At 55.1% G+C, this 16566-nt stretch carries 23 protein-coding genes; 19 read left to right on the top strand and 4 right to left on the bottom strand.

The features are described 5' to 3' along the window. Positions 1-31 precede the first annotated feature (31 nt). The 4 genes from CRO05_RS07960 to CRO05_RS15495 all read right to left on the bottom strand — a co-directional run bounded on the left by CRO05_RS07960 (position 32) and on the right by CRO05_RS15495 (position 2243). Positions 32-469, bottom strand: a complete 438-nt coding sequence (locus CRO05_RS07960; protein WP_097066543.1) for a hypothetical protein — start codon at positions 467-469, stop codon at positions 32-34. A 382-nt stretch (positions 470-851) separates the two neighbouring features. Beyond that, the gene (locus CRO05_RS15300; protein WP_143860895.1) at positions 852-1055 is read right to left on the bottom strand and encodes a hypothetical protein; all 204 of its coding nucleotides are present in this window, start codon (positions 1053-1055) and stop codon (positions 852-854) included. Positions 1056-1390: 335 nt separating this feature from the next. Then, positions 1391-1672, bottom strand: a complete 282-nt coding sequence (locus tag CRO05_RS07950) for a hypothetical protein (protein ID WP_097066541.1) — start codon at positions 1670-1672, stop codon at positions 1391-1393. A 397-nt stretch (positions 1673-2069) separates the two neighbouring features. Continuing rightward, complete coding sequence (locus CRO05_RS15495) at positions 2070-2243, bottom strand: hypothetical protein (protein WP_159462707.1); 174 nt, start codon at positions 2241-2243, stop codon at positions 2070-2072. A 124-nt stretch (positions 2244-2367) separates the two neighbouring features. On the opposite strand from CRO05_RS15495, the gene CRO05_RS07940 reads away from it, so the two are divergent. The 19 genes from CRO05_RS07940 to CRO05_RS07840 all read left to right on the top strand — a co-directional run bounded on the left by CRO05_RS07940 (position 2368) and on the right by CRO05_RS07840 (position 16565). After that, positions 2368-2868 carry a hypothetical protein gene (locus tag CRO05_RS07940; RefSeq protein ID WP_097066539.1) on the top strand — a complete coding sequence of 167 codons (501 nt, stop codon included), beginning with the start codon at positions 2368-2370 and terminating at the stop codon, positions 2866-2868. A gap of 257 nt (positions 2869-3125) precedes the next feature. Beyond that, entirely contained in the window at positions 3126-4577 is a 1452-nt protein-coding gene (locus tag CRO05_RS07935) for a terminase (protein WP_143860894.1), read from the top strand. Between the two features lie 470 nt (positions 4578-5047). Next, positions 5048-5254, top strand: coding sequence for a hypothetical protein (locus CRO05_RS07920; protein ID WP_143860893.1), 207 nt, complete (start codon positions 5048-5050; stop codon positions 5252-5254). After that, complete coding sequence (locus tag CRO05_RS07915) at positions 5254-6903, top strand: portal protein (protein ID WP_097066534.1); 1650 nt, start codon at positions 5254-5256, stop codon at positions 6901-6903. The genes CRO05_RS07920 and CRO05_RS07915 overlap by 1 nt, the downstream gene beginning before the upstream one ends. After that, positions 6903-7190: a hypothetical protein gene (locus CRO05_RS07910; protein WP_097066533.1), complete on the top strand. Its 288-nt coding sequence runs from the start codon at positions 6903-6905 to the stop codon at positions 7188-7190. Before CRO05_RS07915 ends, CRO05_RS07910 begins: the two co-directional genes overlap by 1 nt. Further along, positions 7183-8058 (top strand): hypothetical protein, encoded by an 876-nt coding sequence (locus CRO05_RS07905; RefSeq protein ID WP_097066532.1) that lies wholly within the window; start codon positions 7183-7185, stop codon positions 8056-8058. Before CRO05_RS07910 ends, CRO05_RS07905 begins: the two co-directional genes overlap by 8 nt. Positions 8059-8089: 31 nt before the next feature. Beyond that, positions 8090-8269, top strand: coding sequence for a hypothetical protein (locus CRO05_RS07900; RefSeq protein ID WP_097066531.1), 180 nt, complete (start codon positions 8090-8092; stop codon positions 8267-8269). A 123-nt stretch (positions 8270-8392) separates the two neighbouring features. Beyond that, a complete protein-coding gene (locus tag CRO05_RS07895; RefSeq protein WP_143860892.1) occupies positions 8393-9289 on the top strand; it encodes a phage capsid protein in 897 nt (298 codons plus the stop codon). A 56-nt stretch (positions 9290-9345) separates the two neighbouring features. Continuing rightward, positions 9346-9858, top strand: coding sequence for a hypothetical protein (locus tag CRO05_RS07890; protein ID WP_097066529.1), 513 nt, complete (start codon positions 9346-9348; stop codon positions 9856-9858). Between the two features lie 48 nt (positions 9859-9906). Next, positions 9907-10104 (top strand): hypothetical protein, encoded by a 198-nt coding sequence (locus CRO05_RS07885; protein WP_097066528.1) that lies wholly within the window; start codon positions 9907-9909, stop codon positions 10102-10104. A gap of 13 nt (positions 10105-10117) precedes the next feature. Then, positions 10118-10465, top strand: a complete 348-nt coding sequence (locus tag CRO05_RS07880; protein WP_097066527.1) for a hypothetical protein — start codon at positions 10118-10120, stop codon at positions 10463-10465. Continuing rightward, a complete protein-coding gene (locus CRO05_RS07875; RefSeq protein ID WP_097066526.1) occupies positions 10462-10929 on the top strand; it encodes a hypothetical protein in 468 nt (155 codons plus the stop codon). Before CRO05_RS07880 ends, CRO05_RS07875 begins: the two co-directional genes overlap by 4 nt. Next, a complete protein-coding gene (locus tag CRO05_RS07870) occupies positions 10929-11234 on the top strand; it encodes a hypothetical protein (protein ID WP_097066525.1) in 306 nt (101 codons plus the stop codon). Before CRO05_RS07875 ends, CRO05_RS07870 begins: the two co-directional genes overlap by 1 nt. Continuing rightward, a complete protein-coding gene (locus tag CRO05_RS07865) occupies positions 11234-11620 on the top strand; it encodes a hypothetical protein (protein WP_097066524.1) in 387 nt (128 codons plus the stop codon). The genes CRO05_RS07870 and CRO05_RS07865 overlap by 1 nt, the downstream gene beginning before the upstream one ends. 1 nt (position 11621) lies before the next feature. Then, positions 11622-12386, top strand: a complete 765-nt coding sequence (locus tag CRO05_RS07860; RefSeq protein ID WP_097066523.1) for a LamG domain-containing protein — start codon at positions 11622-11624, stop codon at positions 12384-12386. After that, positions 12383-13090: a hypothetical protein gene (locus CRO05_RS07855; RefSeq protein WP_097066522.1), complete on the top strand. Its 708-nt coding sequence runs from the start codon at positions 12383-12385 to the stop codon at positions 13088-13090. Before CRO05_RS07860 ends, CRO05_RS07855 begins: the two co-directional genes overlap by 4 nt. Before the next feature lie 207 nt (positions 13091-13297). Next, a complete protein-coding gene (locus tag CRO05_RS07850; protein WP_097066521.1) occupies positions 13298-13873 on the top strand; it encodes a hypothetical protein in 576 nt (191 codons plus the stop codon). Further along, positions 13873-16137, top strand: a complete 2265-nt coding sequence (locus tag CRO05_RS07845) for a hypothetical protein (protein ID WP_097066520.1) — start codon at positions 13873-13875, stop codon at positions 16135-16137. The genes CRO05_RS07850 and CRO05_RS07845 overlap by 1 nt, the downstream gene beginning before the upstream one ends. Further along, positions 16134-16565 carry a hypothetical protein gene (locus CRO05_RS07840; RefSeq protein ID WP_097066519.1) on the top strand — a complete coding sequence of 144 codons (432 nt, stop codon included), beginning with the start codon at positions 16134-16136 and terminating at the stop codon, positions 16563-16565. The genes CRO05_RS07845 and CRO05_RS07840 overlap by 4 nt, the downstream gene beginning before the upstream one ends. The last annotated feature ends 1 nt before the right edge of the window (position 16566 follow it).

Here is a 16566-nt window from a genome sequence, read left to right as displayed (position 1 = left end):
GCGCCTTGAGCGCCCTTTGTTTTGTGTGATGCTACAACGGCAAACCTTTACGAAGCGACACGGCTAACGCGCTGGCCTGGTACCCACCTGGCGCGCCATTAGAGCCGCCTACCCGATGCGCGAGTCCCAACCCTTTTAGCCTCTTTATGTGAACGCCCAGGTTTGGCGTCTCCGCGAGCCGCGCCAGATCCACCGCAAAAACCCTGCGCTCATGCCTGGCCAGCAAGACCTCAAACACTCGGGCGGTGACAGGCCATTTTGTATGTAGCTCCTGTATCGGGTTGGGCTCCGCACCGCCTTTGCGTTGATAAACACCGCGGCACACGCGGTGCAGATACCCATCGCGGTCGAGTAGCCGCGCTTGCTGACTTACCAGTTGCGGGCCTAGCTTCAGTTTGTATCTGGCTTCGAACCGTTCTCTAACGTCCGTCAACCGGATAACGCCTTCATCCTGTAGCGTGGAAAGCATGAAATCGCGTAGCTTTACGGATCGTATACGTGGATTCTCCCTTATGTTCCGTACCAAAGAGGAACTTCGCTGCATTTCGCTTACCTCAACATGTTGTTTAAATCAACAATATATCCTGAAATTCCTATTCAGTCCATTATTAATGGGGTTCAGTCCGGCAGGAAAAACAGACGCAATAGCCACCGGGCTGCGGCCATAAGGTAATAACCTATTATATCTATTCTTATTTTAACTATTTAAAATAAGAAATACAGGAACAGAGATACAACTCCTTGAAAATTAAAGCCGATTTTTGTACCAAAATGTTCCCCTTGTTCCAGCAAAGGGCAAAGAAAAAGCCCGGTGGCTATTAACCGTCCGGGCTGAGTTCGTGGCGCTGTTGTTATAAGGTGTGCGCTTTTCGGGAAAACGCCATCCACGCGATAACGCCGCCGCACTGGCAGCGAATCAAACCTCTTGTTTCGCGTGTTACGGTGTAACCTGCCTTCCGCCAGGATTTGATTAATTGCGCCGCCCATTGTACGTTCATTTTAGCGTCTGCCGCCATCGGCGCGCTACCGTAGGCCCATTTAAAGTTTCTTGACATTTCCGTTTCCCCTTTTGTTTATTTGTTGAATACGAATTCAACAGATTTTAGATTGTTGAGCCTGTCAAACGCAGCAATATACCGTGATGGGCTACTCGTCCATCTAGTGGGTATATTCGCCATTGTGCGGGTATCTCGTCGCTGCCTTGTGTACGGTATCTCGCTTTTGCGCGGTACTGTTCCGCTTGCTACGTGTTGCTGATAATTTGCGACCTTAGCCGGGTCGATCTCTTCGCCGTAAAAATCAATCAAGATTTAACCTCCGTTTTTAGTCAATGATAAAACCGCATCTCATTGAGGCCGCCGCATCGCGGCAGCCGCAACAAGCTACGGTTTCACAACCGGACGTGATTTAGCGGCTCACCACCTGGGCGCAAAGCTTCACCTAGCCCTCGCACAATGTCAGTGGTCAAGGTGGCTTGGATAGCGCCGTCCGCGTCTAACGACGCGTCTATCGCTTGCGCTACCTGGTAAGTAATATCCTGGATTTTCCCATCCACCACCACAAACGCGGAAACATGCTTGACCTTCACGCCGGCGTAACGCAACACGGTATAAACTGTATCGCCCGGCTTAATAATCAATCTCAACGCTGCGAGTGCTTCAGATTTAGTCATTTTATTTTCCTCTAGTTTATCGATGTGAAAGCCACATCCTGTTGCGCCCATCTCAATCTGATAGGCGCAACAAGCTGCGGTTTTACAAATCTTTTTTACGGTCCACGTCCACCACTGTGTAAAGCGCACCCAAGTCCTCCCTAACCCATCGCGTCCCGGACTCTAGGTAGCCACCGTTACCGTGGCGCGTTCTGGGCGGAATCAATCCCGCGTCCGCCATAGCTGATAAGGCTGTTTCTAAGCATTGATCCCCGTAGCCGTAGCTGAACGGGACGGTTAAAATCTGCGCACCGTCTTTGTGGACTCTGACGCTGTGGTACGTATTGCCATACGTTTTTTGGAACCAGCGCCGACACTCAATGTGGTAAGGCATGTTGTTTTATCCTAATGTTGTGTATTAATCAATTGCAGGCGCGAGACTAATGGCCTTTTTGCTGTAGAGATCATATTTACCGTTGGCGAAATCTATCTGGTAAAATGTTTTATTTGAAACACGATCCTTTATAACGTGAGCGATAACCCCGCGTTGGCCGGTCTTGTTGATCACTACCTTGTCGCCTGATTTCAGCATATTGTTTTCTCCGTTTGGTTAGTTAGCGATTCGAATTATACACAATGTTTCGATTATTGCAACATATTTCTTTAATCTCATTATTCTATTGCCAAAACCCCAATATATTGATAGATTTACAAGAATGAACCGCACAGATCAAGCCAAACTTGTATTGCAGACTTTCATGGAAGGCGGCACGTTGAAAGCCGCGTTAATCCAACACGGTATGAATTCAGGTGATTTCCACCGTCAATTAGTAACCCATTCTGACCTGGCGGCTCAATACACACGCGCAAAAGAGATTCTTAGCGATTTAATGGCGTCTGAGACCCTGAAAATAGCTGACGACACATCTATAAACCCGCAGCACGCCAGGAATCAGATCGACGCGCGCAAATGGCTTGCAAGTAAATGGCACCGCAATACTTATGGTGAGCGTGTCGAGGTTGATATCAAGCAAACCGTGGATATATCCGGCGCCCTAATAGAAGCTAAACGCCGGGCACAGCGACTCAGTAGCGACTCAACGGATGTAGAAGATATACAAGCTATTGATTCTACTGCGCTATTGACTGATAAAACCTCTGATGTAATATCAGTCGAGCCGATCAAGACACCGATTGCCAACCCTTTCGATGACTGACGGGGGGTGCCACCAGGGGGTGGGGGCTGTCCCTCGCTGCCGCTCGGGAATTCTCGGGACCCATTGACACCGGCAAAATAAAATTTTAAAAATTTACGGACATTTAAGACAATGACATTATTTCTCCTGGGCGTGGCCGTGGGGTTCCTGTTCTTCCTGGCGCTGGACAGCGAATGAAATACTCAGCCAAAGACGAACAGTCCCTTATGACAGAATTATGGGACCCCCAACTGGCCGATGACCCTGAAGCCTTCGTGATGTTCGCGTACCCGTGGGGTAAGGAAGGCACACCGCTCGAGCACATCAAGGGGCCGCGAACGTGGCAACGCGAAGACTTGCAGGAAATTGGGGAGCACATAAGGAACCAGAAGCTCACCAAGGATATTGGCAACATACCCGCCATGTTCCGCAAGGCCACGGCGTCGGGGCGCGGATCGGGCAAGTCGGCTTTCCTCTCGTGGCTGTGCGACTGGATGATGACAACCCGCATCGGCTCCACGTCGATCGTAACCGCGAACACCGAGGCGCAGCTTGAGTCCCGCACGTTCGCCGAGATTGGCAAGTGGACGACACTACTCATCAACGAGCACTGGTTCGAGCAGGGCAAGCGGTACTTCCGGCCGGCGGAATGGTTCAAGAAACTGCTGCACGACCAACTGAAGATCGACACGAATTACTATTACTGCCAGGGTCAAACCTGGTCGGCTGAAAAGCCCGACGCATTTGCCGGGGTGCACAACCACAACGGGGTGCTTCTCCTGATGGACGAAGGCAGCGGTATCGATTCTTCCATCTGGAAAGTGTCGGAAGGATTCTTTACCGAACCGATCATCGACCGCTACTGGATGGCGTATAGCAACCCACGGGCCAACAGCGGCGCGTTCTTCGATTGCTTCCATTCAGCCAAGAATTTTTGGAGACTGCGGCAACTCGACAGCCGGACAGTCGATGGCGTTGACCCCAAGGCGTATGAAGGGATTATCAATCAGTACGGTGTGGATTCCGATGAAGCCCGCGTCGAAGTCTACGGCCAGTTCCCGATACAGGGTAACAACCAATTCATATCAAACGCACTGGTGCAGGCGTCGCAGGAGCGGGAGATACCCTACGACCAAGGCGCGCCCCTAATCATGGGGGTGGATATTGCGCGCTATGGCAACGACTCGACCGTTATCCGTTTCAGGCAAGGACGTGATGGCCGCAGCATACCGGCGGTGCGGATGAAGAACATGGATCTTGTGTATCAGACAAATGAAATCGCGCACTGGATCGACAAGACAAACCCCGATGCGGTAAACATTGACGCTGGTAATGCCGGGGCCGGGATCATCGATATGCTCCGCTCACGGAAGTACCGAGTGAATGAGGTATGGTTTGGCTCGTCGGCGTCAAGCAAAGAGTGGGCGAACAAGCGCACCGAAATGTACGCCAGCATCAAGGCATGGCTGCCGGGTGGGGCGCTTGATACGGACAGCGCCCTCTTCCGCGACCTGACTGCGCCTGAGTACCACTTCCACGGGAAATCACAGGATGCGGTAATGCTTGAATCGAAAGACTCAATGAAGGCGCGCGGGCTCCCTAGCCCGGACGATGGCGACGCCTTTGCGCTCACCTTCGCGGTGAACGTGGCGCGGCGGGATATTCGGGCGTCGAGGTACGCGTCCCGTGGCCGCCAGGCACAAGACGTTGACTACAATCTGTTTGGCTGATATCATGCGATTTACACTATATGTTTGGAATTACACATGCACCACAAACGCGGCAAACCTAAGAATGCGCGGGCGGGTTGTCTTATGTGTAAACCCCACAAGATGAATGGATACCACAGGGGCCGGGGATTGGAGCAGCAAGGGAAGACAGGCTTCAGCAACCAGCGTAAAGAATATTTGGCGGGGACGGATATGCGCGACACCTGGGATTTTTAGATGGGCGGCTTGTTCAGCAGCCCAAAGCTACCGGCGCCCGAGCCCGTACCCGATCCGCCTGATCTTGAAGATAAAGCGGCGCAGGCTGCTTCCGATGAGGAGCGACGACGCCGGGGTAATTCCGGTCGCGCGTCCAACATTTTCACAAATCCACTAGGGGAAGAAGACGGCCCCGCTAAAAAATTCCTGGGGGCTTGATGGGCGCAATGTTACGGCAGTCAGTGTCGAACCCTCTCGGGCATATCGGAAAGAGCGTGCCACAGTCTATCTCGAACGGCCTTTTCAGTCACATAACAGGGGATCGCCAGCCGACGCAAGCCGCGCAACCCCAAACAGTTTCGGCGGTTGAGGGATTGACGCCCGAGCCGCCCGGAGAAGAGCGCCGGGGCAAGGCGTCCACCATTCTTGCCGGGTTCCTCGGCGACACATTGAATTCATCCCGCAGGTTCCTGGGAAGGTAATGTCAAAGCTCAGCGACGATGAAATAGCCGACGAAATCATTCGCCGTCACGAAAAGGCGATAAACGAACGCGGCACGCTTGACTCACATTGCGAGGAAATAGCCGAGCGCATATTGCCTAATTACGCCGGTTCGTTCGTCAATCGCGGCATGACTCGTATTGAAGGCCAGAAACGCACCGAGACGATGGCGGACGCCACTGGCGGCCTTGCCCTGGGGCGATTCGCGTCGGCGATGGAGTCTATGCTGACTCCACGCAATTCGACGTGGCACCGGGCGATCCCGAGCAACGACGACCTGTTGAAAGACCGGCGTGTGCGGTTGTGGTTCGAGAACCTGACCCGTGCGTTGTTCAAATACCGGTACGCGCCCAAAGCCAATTTTGCATCGCAGAAGCGCGCGGACTACCTGGCGCTTGGCGCTTTCGGCACGGGCTGCCTGTACGTTGACCGGCTGGTTGACCGTGTTGAAAAAGGATTGAGGTACAAATACATCCACCTGGGAGAAATCTTCTTTATGGAGAACCACCAGGGGATAGTGGATACCGCTTACCGGAAGTTCGAACTCACGGCAAGGCAGGCATTGCAGCAGTTCGGTGAATCAAAACTTCCTGAAGAGATTGTCAGGCACGCAAAAGATACCAACAAATGCGACCAGAAATACTGGTTTATCCATTGCGTGCAGCCGCGCAGTGATGCAGAGGGATACGACCCCGAGCGCAAGGACGAACGCGGTTTTCCGTTCACGGATTACTACGTTTCCCTGACACGGAAGAAGCTGGTACAGAACGGCGGGCACACGACTTTCCCATACGCGATAAGCCGCTACGATGTGGCTCCTGGCGAGATATACGGCCGCAGCCCCGCAATGTCAGCGCTACCTTCGCTGAAAGTGCTTAACGAGCAGAAGAAAACGGTGCTCAAGCAAGGCCACCGCGCGGTGGATCCTGTGTTGCTCGCCCACGACGACGGTGTGCTTGATACGTTCTCGATGAAGCCCGGCGCGGTCAACTTCGGCGGCGTCAGCGCGGAAGGCCGGGCACTGGTGCAGACATTGCCGGTGGGCAATCTGTCCCTTGCAAAAGAGATGATGGAAGCAGAGCGTGCCGTCATCAACGATTTTTTCCTCGTCACGCTGTTCCAGATTCTTGTTGACACGCCGCAGATGACGGCGACGGAAGTATTAGAGCGGGCGCGTGAGAAAGGCGCGCTGCTGTCCCCGACAATGGGGCGGCAGCAGTCCGAATCATTAGGCCCAATGATCGAACGCGAGATCGACTTGCTGGCTATGCAGGGCCTTCTTGAGCCGATGCCCGATGCGCTGCGGGAAGCAGCGGGGGAGTTCTCCATTGAATACGACAGCCCGTTGTCCCGTGCGCAGAAAGCCGAAGAGGCGGCGGGCCTGTTCCGCACCGTGGACTGGATGGCGGGCGTAATCAATATCACCCAAAACCCGGAACCACTGGACCACATCAATTGGGATGTGGCGGTGCCTGAGATACTGGATATACAGGCCGTGCCCGAGCGGTGGAAGCGGTCGATGGATGAGGTATTACAAATGCGCCAAGGGCGCGCCCAGGCTGCGCAGGAACAGCAGATGGTGGACGCGGCGCCAGCACTGGCGTCTGTTGCGAAGGGAGTAGCGCCTTAATGCTGGCGGAACAACTTGAAAGACTGAAAGATTTTTTGAAAGGACGCGCTGGTAGTTACCGGCGCGTGTTCAATAAAGAAAGCGTAGATGTAGACGCAGTGCTTACCGACCTGGCTAAGTTCTGCCGGGCCAATGCGTCTACCGCCCATCCGGACCCGCACATGGCGGCAAGGCTGGACGGGCGGCGCGAAGTGTGGCTGCGCATATCCGAGCACCTGAATTTGTCCACTGAGGACTTGTACCGCCGCTACAGCGGCTCAACTTTGAAAGGCCCTAACAATGACTGATGTAACTCCTGTTGCACCCGCCGCCGACCCCGTTGCTACCATTGCCACGGCCCCGACGGGCGCCACGCCGCCGGTAACAACCGCAGCGCCGGCACCCGCTACCGATTGGACTTCAAGCATTGCCGACGAGTCCGTTCGCTCCTGGGTGACGGCCAAGGGTTTCAAGGACCCGGCGGCGCTGGCGCAAAGCGCGCTCAATCTGGAAAAACTGACAGGCGCCCCGGCTGATCGGATCATCAAGCTGCCGACTGACGCCAATGCTGCCGAGTGGGACCAGGTGTACAACAAACTCGGACGCCCCGAGACAGCCGACAAGTACGACATTCCCGTGCCTGAAGGCGACAACGGTGAGTTCGCCAAGACAGCGAAAGAGTGGTTTCACAAAGCCGGATTATCCGCAAGCCAGGCCCGCACGCTCGCCGAGATGAACAACAATTACATCGCCGAACTGAACAAAGCCCACACGGAAAAAACGCAACAGGCGCACGAAGCCGAGATGGGGCGGCTCAAGACTGAATGGGGCGGCGAGTATCAGTCCCGCGTGGAACTGGTGGACCGTGCGGCTGAGTCCTTTGGCATGTCCAAGGATCAACTGCTTGCGCTCAAGCAGACAATGGGGCCAGCGGCCGCGATGAAGTTTCTGCATAACATCGGCGCGAAGGTTGCCGTGCCTGCCAACGGACTTGTCAGCGGCGAAGGCGGCGGCAGTTTTGGCGGCGCGACACCCGAACAGGCGCAAGCCCGTATTTCTCAACTGCGGCAGGATAAGGCGTTCATATCGCAGTTCAACAGCAAGGACGACAAGACACGCTTCGATGCGCGGGCCGAGATGGATCGCCTGCACCGCATAGCCTATCCGCAAGGTTAATTTATTGACGTTCTCACAATATGGTGCGATAATGCCATCATTAGAAGAAGTAAGAATTGAATGTTTGAAGCTGGCTCATGCACATAGCAGGGAAGCAACACAAGTCATTGAGCGGGCAAAGATTTACGAAGGATACGTGGTAGGGGCGGCGGCCAAGGGCAAAACCCTTGGGCTGCCGGGCAAAACCGGAAACTCACAATCACCCAAGTGAGCCGGTGGACAGGCGGGGAAAGACCCGCCGCAGCCTGCGGTAAGGCAAGAAGTCGGCCCCGTCTTTGATGGGCAAGCCCTTCGAAAAACAATTTTCCATTAATCGTTTTTTGTAGAGGTTATCGTGTCCATAAATATCCCGTCTCACTATGTAATGCAGTTTGGCACCAATGTCAATTTGCTGTTGCAGCAAAAGGGCAGCAAGCTCCGCAGCCTGGTTACTTCCGGCTCTTATGTAGGCAAGCAAGCTTCGCCTGTCGATCAGATCGACAAGATCGAGGCACAACGCGTCACCAGCCGATTCGCCCCTATGGGCCGTGTCGATGCAGGCGTCGATCGCCGGTGGGTTTATCCGGTTGATTACGACCTGCCGCAAATGATCGACACGTTCGATAAATTGCGCCTCATTACCGATCCAGAATCCTTCTACGTCACCAACGCGGTATACGCGATGGGCCGTAAGATGGATTACGAAATCATCACCGCTTTTCAAGGCGCAGCCAAAACCGGCGAGCAAGGCGCTACCAGCACTTCGTTCGATAGCGGCAATGAAATCGACGTTGCGGTCGGCGGCTCCAACTCCCGTTTGAATGTGCAGAAGCTCCTGGCCGTTCGAGAAGTGGCCCGCAGCAAGCACATAGACTTCGACGAAGATCCGCTCTTCTGCGGACTTACCGCCAAAGACGAGAGTGCGTTGTTGCAGGAAATACAAATTACTTCGGGCGAATTCAATGGCAACGACAAGCCAGTGCTGCGCGATGGCAAGCTCGAAAGGTTCCTCGGCATCAACTTCGTGTACTGCGAACTGGTGGAAACCCACGCCGCGGGAACCAACGAAGTCAACGTGCCGGTTTGGGCGAAGAGCGGTATGCATTTGGGCGTGTGGCAAGAAGTGCAAGCCTCAGTGTCAAAGCGTAACGACATTCAAGGTGAACCGATGCAAGCGTATGTTATCGGCACCTTCGGTGCTACCCGCCTCGACGAAGACAAAGTTTTCAATATCAAATCGTATCGCGCATAAGAATGAGCGCCGGGGGGAACCTGGCGCGCGTCCTTGTCAAACTCTAAGAGGTAATCATGGCTATTGATCTAACTTTGAAGTCCACGGCGATAACCAACCGTCAAGCAACACCCCCGGTGTTGAATAACCCTGGCATCGGCGGACCTGGAATCGCCAAGGAAGTGAACGGGTACCTGGCTTCGCTGCCGGCGTCTCTGAGCGTCACGTCCGTTATCCGCATGGTGCAAGTGCCTTCAAACGCGGTTGTGTCGTCCGTGCGGTTGTTCTCGGCCGCGCAAACTGCCGGTGCGTTCGACATCGGCGTGTACCGCACGAACAGCGACGGCGGCGCGGTGGTTGACGTTGACTTGTTTGGTTCGGCGGTATCGGTGGCCGCGGCGGTGGACGGCACGGAAGTATCGAACGAATCCACCAACTACACAATCGCGAAGCGGAATCAACAACTGTGGGAAGCCGCGGGGTTGACAGAAGATCCCAAGTGCGACTTCGATATCGCGCTGACCTGCGCCACTACGGCAGTTACAACCGGCTTGGGCGCTATAGGTCTGAACGCCCGCTACGTATTGTAAACCAAGAGGTAAGGGGCTTCGGCCCCTGCCTAAGTTAAGAGGCATCAAATGGCAGATCGTTATTACAGCGTGGTGCTCGGTGAGCACACAATCGACAAGGTAACGGAAGGTGCGGCTTCCGTGGCGGGTGACGCGATTGAAGTTCGCGTGACTTACGACGCTACCGGGATGTCCAAGCAGGCCGCCCTCTTCGGACTGCGCGCAATCGAGGACTACATCAAGAAAGACGCATTCCCGCCCGCCTAAAAGGGGTTGACCAATGGCTGAAAAAGCATTAACCCGTGACGATTCGGGTAACACTTCAACGATAACCTGGACGGGGCTTGCCAATGGCGACACGGGCGCGCCTCTGGTTTCTTTCGACCACGCCGATATGTCAGCGCAAGTGGACGGCACTTTCGGCGTCGGCGGATCTGTGACCTTGCAGGGCTCAAACGACGGCGCAAACTGGTACGCCCTTACCGATCCCCAAGGGAACGCGATTACCAAAACAGCGGCGGGGCTTGAGCAAGCGACGGAGATCGTCAAGTACGTGCGCCCGAGTGTCACAGCGGGCGACGGAACGACGAGCCTTACCGTTGTGCTCTTTATGAGGCGCGGACGATGAGTGAATTGAATACCGCGCTGGTGGAAATCCAGCGCATGACGAAAGTATTCAAGGCGTTCCAGGAAGCTGAAAACGCCTTAAAGGTTTTGGCCGGGTACGAGCAAAACGTGATGGAACTCAAAGCCCACGTGGCTTCACTGCACGAACAGGCGACTCGGGTTCAGGCCGAAACGAACAAAGCGGAAGGTAACCTACTGGCGGTGAGAGCCGACGCAAGAAAGATTATCGCCGACGCCAAAGCCAAAGCCGACGCATTGATTAAGAAAGCCGACGCCGAGCTTGTGCAACGGCGCGAGAAGGCCGATGCGGTTTTCCTGGATACACGCGACCGCACGGCGGAACTGGAAAAGAACAACGCAGAGTTGAGAGACAGTATTGAGGTTAAGAAAGTGGAACTCGACTCTCTGGAAGCGAAAATCGCCAAAGCGCGTGCGGCGATCAATGAACTCGCGGCCGGGATCTGATGGCTACTTACGACGAACTTCTCTCCGCTTCCGGAAATACAGCGCTGATCAACAAAGTGCGTGTCGCTGTGGTTGTGGCGGCGACAGACATAATGCTTGAAGCGGAGACGGTCGCGAACCATGTAAACCGCTTGGCCTGGGCTAAGACGGTATTCGGGGACCCTGCGGCCGCCGGATTGAAAATGATGTGGCCGGTACTGGCTCAGAACAAGTCTGCAACCCTGGCTGTTATTACCGGGGCTGATGACGCAACGGTACAAACGGCGGTTAACAGCGCGGTAAACGTGTTTGCGCAGGGGGCTTAATGGCATTAACGAAAAACGCTCGAACACTAGTCGCATCGGCAAGCAACGCAGCCGGAGCAACAACGAGAGGAAGGGTTGATCTTAACGCGGCTCAAGGCGGGGGCATCCTCACAATCAAGATAACAAACGGCGGGACGGGGCCAACCGTTCAGTGTTTGTGCAATATCCTGATAGCGCATAACTCAACCCTTCCGGCCGCCGCGTCTGCGGGCGCCGATTGGAAAACAATAGCGTCTTACGGCGGGGGAACAAAGGCAAGCGAGGTTACTGAAATTGGTATGCCGATTGACCCGGCTGTTATGTGCCTTGAGGTTGAATTCACCGGCAACACCGGCCAAGCGGTAACAGTTGAGGCTTTCTTGAGCGAGCTAACAACGGCGGTCTAAAATGGGCGTGATCCAACTACAACAGAGGCATATAACGCAGCCGCAGTACTCTCCGCCGCCCTCCCCGGAGTACGCCGACGCGGTGATACTTTCTCCGCTTCAGATTGATGGGCGGAATATTGCCAACAGCAACCACTTTAGCCCCTTCCTCTCTGGAATTACCTCTATAGTCCGGGATCATGGTCGCGCCACGAATTTTTCGAGTACGGGCTACTACCGAAGCGACAAAGCGATTGACCCGATTGGGAAGAAGTTCACGATATTTGCGTGGGTTCGCCCTTCGAAAGTTCACAATTCCTACTTTCGGTTTCTTTCTACCGGTTACACCGGAGGCATTTATCTAGGCTCTGATTCTTCCGGAAAATACATGTTCACGGTGAACAGTTCGGCGCTTGACGTGAACGTGGGTGGGCAACAGGTAGTCGGTAAACGGGATTTTGTTCTCGGTGTGTTCGACGGGTCCAGCGCAATACTCTATGTCAACGGTAGGGAGGTAAGCAGGCAGGCCGCTACTGCCGCCACTACCTCACAGTATCTTGGTGTGGGAGCAGACTATGACGGAGATAGTAACTGGTCGGGAGATGTAGACACGATAGGGCTCTTCTATCGAGCTTTCTCTGCCGGAGAAGTTCTGGCTCTATACGTAGACCCTTGGCAGATATTCAAAGCGCCGGCGAGAAGGTTATGGGCAACCAGCGCTGCGCCATCAAGTTTCAATCCGGCATGGGCGCGCAATAGCAACGTAATGATAGGCATGACACGATGAAGAAGAATGTTGCTTCCCAGGTTATTGATGCTCAGATGTGCAGCGCAACGGATGGTAGCGACTTCACCGGCACGGTGACCGTATCGGTAAAAGGGGATGGAGGCACGCTGACAGCGGGCGGCGGCACGGTTACTCACAAGGGTAGCGGTCTGCATCAATACCAGCCAACACAGGCGGAAACGAATTACGATCATGTCTCCTTTCAATTCAAGGGAACGGGTGCGCTAACAGCAGCCGTGCAGGCATTCCCAACTTTCCCGCAAACCGGCGACAGTTTTGGTCTAATCGGAGCCACGGGCTCGGGTTTAACCTCACTAGCCACGCAGGCCAGCGTCAACATTATTGACGATTTTCTCGATACCGAAATAGCCGCTATCAAAGCAAAAACCGACAGCCTTACATTCACTGACGCGGGCAAGGTAGACGCCACGCTACAGACAGCCGCCGACTTGAAAGCGGTTGTAGCGAACCGCGTAGCCGACCACATAATTCGCCGCAGCTTGACAACCGCGCTAGCCTCGGCCGATGGCGATGCAAAAGGTTTCCGGTCCCTGGGCGGAGCGGTCGCTAAACTTGTGAACAAAGTGGCTATCAGCGGCGCGAACCTAGTCACGTACGAGCCCGACGATCTGACGACTCTTGGCACTCAGGCGATTACTACGGACGCCGCAGCGGAGCCAATAACTTCAGTGGACACCGCATGATATGGCGGGCGGCTTTAGAAGCGTACTCGAGTTGTCGGGCGTGTGGCTATCAAAGCGCACTACCGCAGCACCGGGTGGGTTTAGGAGTGTGCTTGAGTTGTCTGGTGTGTGGGTAACAGGTTCGAACGGGGTAGCCCCCGAGCCTGAGCCGACTCCAACGGTATCGGAATGGATTGTTAGTGCTCGTCGCAGAAGTAGGAGATAGAGATGGCGGTATCCGACGTATCAATAGCGAACCTCGCGCTACAGAAATTGGGCGCGGCCCGCATCACGTCTTTGACAGAGGACAGCCGCAATGCGCGGTCGATAAACAACTGCTATGAACTGGTGCGCGATCGGGAGCTACGCGCGCACAAATGGAATTTCGCTGTCAAACGCACAACGCTTGCGCCGGATGCGACGGCGCCTGATTTCGATTTTGGCTATGCGTTCACGCTGCCGTCGGATTGCTTGCGCATCCTGCCCCCGTCGCGTCACGGCCTCGACTGGAAAATAGAGAATCACGGCGGTTCCGCGGCCATACTCACAAACGACGGCGACACCCTGGAAATACTCTATATATCCAGTGTGGAAGATCCTACAGTATTCGACCCGCTGTTCGTTGACGCTTTCGCGGCAAAGCTGGCTTGGCATATCTGCGAAGAACTGACGCAATCGAACCAGAAAAAAGCAGACGCATTTAACGAGTACAAGATGGCGATACGGGAAGCGCGGCAGGCCAACGCCTTCGAGAACATTTCCGAAGACGCGCCTGAAGATCCTTGGTTGGCGGTGAGGCGGTAATGCCGAAGGTCAGCCCGATCCAGAGCAGTTTTAACGGTGGGGAAGTGTCCCCTTTGTTGTTGGGCCGTGTCGATTTCGACGCGTACAAGAACTCGCTGGCGCGGTGCCTGAACCATGTGCCTTACGTCCAGGGCGGACTCACGCGCCGTCCCGCTACCTATTTCAGCGACGAGGTCAAGGATTCGAGCAAGGCCACCCGTGTTGTGGCCTTCAAGTTCTCGACCACCCAAGCGTACATAATCGAGTTTGGTGACATGTATGTGCGCTTCAAGCGCAACAATGGGCCTGTCACGGAAACAGGTTTGACGATAACCGGAATAACGCGTGCGAACCCCGCCGTGCTGACTTACACAGGTACAGACCCAGCCAACGGCAACCACATGGATCTGGCGGGTATCGTAGGCATGACCGAACTTAACGGGCGCCGCGCGACCGTGGCGAATGTCAACGCTGCGGCTAATACGTTTGAGTTGTCCGGTGTAGACTCCACTGCGTTCACCGCGTACAGCAGCGGCGGGACGGCGTCAAGGGTTTATACAGTAGCAACGCCATACGCCGAAGCGGACCTGTTCCAGTTGAAGTTTACGCAGTCCGCTGACGTGCTCTACATCACGCACCCAAGCTACGCACCCCGCAAGCTGACGCGCACCGGGCATACGGCCTGGACGCTGACAGCCATTACATTTCTTGACGGGCCTTATCTTACGACCAACCCGACGGCGACGACGATAACCCCGAGTGCAACAACAGGTGCTATCACCCTCACTGCGAGCGCAGCAATTTTCACTGCGTTAACCGATGTGGGCAGGGTTGTCCGCATCAAGCACGGCGGCACGTGGGGCTACGCCCGTATAACTTTTGTGGGGTCCCCGACGTTTGTAAATGCCGACGTGGTGAACGCATTCGGCGCTACGACCGCCAGCGCTTCATGGCGCCTGGGGCTCTACTCAGACACCACCGGCTACCCTTCCTGCGTGACGTTCTTCGAGGACCGTTTGTTCTTCGGTGGCAGCAGTTCAGACCCGCAGCGCGTTGACGGGTCCAAGTCGGGCGACTATGAGAACTTCGCGCCGACCGCAACCGATGGCGTGGTGGCTGCCGACAACGCCGTGGCCGCGACAATGAATAGCGACGACGTGCAGGTTATACGCTGGATGAAGGGCGACGAAAAGGCGCTGCTGGTAGGGACGGCAGAAGGGGAGTGGATTATTCGGCCCTCATCGCAAAGCGAGGCGTTATCACCCACGAATATAACCGCCAAGCAGTCAACGGCGCACGGCAGCACAAACACACAGGCCGTGCGCGCCGGTAAAGCCGTCTTGTTCATACAGAAGTCAGGGCGCAAAATTCGTGAACTTGCGTACGTGTATGAGGTTGACGGGTTCCGCGCTCCGGACATGACGATATTATCCGAGCACATAACACGCACGGGTTTGAAGGAACTTGCTTACCAGCAAGATCCGCAGTCAATTGTGTGGGCCGCGCGTAACGACGGCGTGCTCGCAGGCATGACCTACGAACGCGACCAGAAAGTTCTCGGCTGGCACAAGCATGAACTCGGCGGGTATTCGGACGCAGGGCATACCGAAACGGCGCTTGTGGAATCTGTCGCGGTTATCCCCGCAGCAGACGGCACACGCGACGAATTGTGGATGGTGGTTAAACGCTACATCAACGGCGGGGTCAAGCGGTACGTTGAGTACATGACGAAGCTGTGGGAGCAGGACGATACTCAGGCCAACGCCTTTTATGTAGATTGCGGGCTCACTTATAACGGTTCGGCCACCACGTCGATTAGTGGATTGCACCACCTGGCGGGCGAAACAATTCAATGCCTGGTGGACGGGGCAACGCACCCCGATGTTACAGTGACTGCAAACGGGGGTGTTACACTTGCCCGCGCTGGAAGCGTCGTGCAATTAGGATATAATTACAACAGCGACGGGCAAATGTTGAGACTCGAAGCGGGAGCGGCGGACGGCACGGCGCAAGGAAAAACGCAACGGACGCACAAGGTTGTTATCCGTGTGCTTGATAGCCTGGGCCTGAAAGTCGGCCCGAGCTTCGACAATCTAACCCGGTTGGTGTTTCGCACATCGGCCAACAACGCGGGCCAGGCCGTGCCTTTATTTACCGGCGACGTTGGGGATTTCACATGGGAAGGCGATTATAGCAACGAGAATTACATCTGCTGGCGATGGGACCAGCCGCTACCAGGCACCGTGCTCGCGATCATGCCGCAGTTGCACACTCAGGACAGATGATATCGTTTCTACCGTTCAAGGCTGAGCACATCGCACGGCTGAACCTGCAACCGGCACAAGAGCATTTACGGCCCTACATAAAGATCGACGAGCTTAAATCTTTGGAAGGCGACACCGCGTTCACACTGTTAAAGGAGGGTAAACCGGTGTTGTGCGGCGGGGTGACGCCTCTGTGGGAACAGCGGGGATTGATGTGGTCATTTGTCGGTGACGATATGACTAAACGGGACTTCGTCGAAATACACTACTTGGTAAAATATTACATAAACACGCTTGAATACAAAAGGTTGGAAATGTATGTTGATGTGGATTTCAAAAATGGGCACCGATGGGCGAAGGCGCTCGGGTTTGAAGTGGAGGCGCCTTGTATGGCAGCCTTCCACCCGAACGGAACCGCGAGTGCGATGTATTCAAGAGTGAGGGCCTGAT

Origin of the sequence: Nitrosovibrio sp. Nv4 (genome assembly GCF_900215485.1) — a bacterium.
Lineage (GTDB): Bacteria > Pseudomonadota > Gammaproteobacteria > Burkholderiales > Nitrosomonadaceae > Nitrosospira.
Note: the sequence above shows the minus strand (reverse complement) of the source record. Positions and strands in the feature narration are given on the sequence as shown.

Excerpts from the sequence above, each read along its gene's own strand:
- CRO05_RS15495 (WP_159462707.1), bottom strand. The coding sequence starts at position 2,243 with ATGCTGAAATCAGGCGACAAGGTAGTGATCAACAAGACCGGCCAACGC.
- CRO05_RS07880 (WP_097066527.1), top strand. The coding sequence starts at position 10,118 with ATGGCTGAAAAAGCATTAACCCGTGACGATTCGGGTAACACTTCAACG.
- CRO05_RS07855 (WP_097066522.1), top strand. The coding sequence starts at position 12,383 with ATGAAGAAGAATGTTGCTTCCCAGGTTATTGATGCTCAGATGTGCAGC.
- CRO05_RS07870 (WP_097066525.1), top strand. The coding sequence starts at position 10,929 with ATGGCTACTTACGACGAACTTCTCTCCGCTTCCGGAAATACAGCGCTG.
- CRO05_RS07960 (WP_097066543.1), bottom strand. The coding sequence starts at position 469 with ATGCTTTCCACGCTACAGGATGAAGGCGTTATCCGGTTGACGGACGTT.
- CRO05_RS07865 (WP_097066524.1), top strand. The coding sequence starts at position 11,234 with ATGGCATTAACGAAAAACGCTCGAACACTAGTCGCATCGGCAAGCAAC.
- CRO05_RS07935 (WP_143860894.1), top strand. The coding sequence starts at position 3,126 with ATGTTCGCGTACCCGTGGGGTAAGGAAGGCACACCGCTCGAGCACATC.
- CRO05_RS15300 (WP_143860895.1), bottom strand. The coding sequence starts at position 1,055 with ATGTCAAGAAACTTTAAATGGGCCTACGGTAGCGCGCCGATGGCGGCA.
- CRO05_RS07845 (WP_097066520.1), top strand. The coding sequence starts at position 13,873 with ATGCCGAAGGTCAGCCCGATCCAGAGCAGTTTTAACGGTGGGGAAGTG.
- CRO05_RS07905 (WP_097066532.1), top strand. The coding sequence starts at position 7,183 with ATGACTGATGTAACTCCTGTTGCACCCGCCGCCGACCCCGTTGCTACC.
- CRO05_RS07860 (WP_097066523.1), top strand. The coding sequence starts at position 11,622 with ATGGGCGTGATCCAACTACAACAGAGGCATATAACGCAGCCGCAGTAC.
- CRO05_RS07900 (WP_097066531.1), top strand. The coding sequence starts at position 8,090 with ATGCCATCATTAGAAGAAGTAAGAATTGAATGTTTGAAGCTGGCTCAT.
- CRO05_RS07875 (WP_097066526.1), top strand. The coding sequence starts at position 10,462 with ATGAGTGAATTGAATACCGCGCTGGTGGAAATCCAGCGCATGACGAAA.
- CRO05_RS07885 (WP_097066528.1), top strand. The coding sequence starts at position 9,907 with ATGGCAGATCGTTATTACAGCGTGGTGCTCGGTGAGCACACAATCGAC.
- CRO05_RS07910 (WP_097066533.1), top strand. The coding sequence starts at position 6,903 with ATGCTGGCGGAACAACTTGAAAGACTGAAAGATTTTTTGAAAGGACGC.
- CRO05_RS07840 (WP_097066519.1), top strand. The coding sequence starts at position 16,134 with ATGATATCGTTTCTACCGTTCAAGGCTGAGCACATCGCACGGCTGAAC.
- CRO05_RS07850 (WP_097066521.1), top strand. The coding sequence starts at position 13,298 with ATGGCGGTATCCGACGTATCAATAGCGAACCTCGCGCTACAGAAATTG.
- CRO05_RS07950 (WP_097066541.1), bottom strand. The coding sequence starts at position 1,672 with ATGACTAAATCTGAAGCACTCGCAGCGTTGAGATTGATTATTAAGCCG.
- CRO05_RS07890 (WP_097066529.1), top strand. The coding sequence starts at position 9,346 with ATGGCTATTGATCTAACTTTGAAGTCCACGGCGATAACCAACCGTCAA.
- CRO05_RS07940 (WP_097066539.1), top strand. The coding sequence starts at position 2,368 with ATGAACCGCACAGATCAAGCCAAACTTGTATTGCAGACTTTCATGGAA.
- CRO05_RS07915 (WP_097066534.1), top strand. The coding sequence starts at position 5,254 with ATGTCAAAGCTCAGCGACGATGAAATAGCCGACGAAATCATTCGCCGT.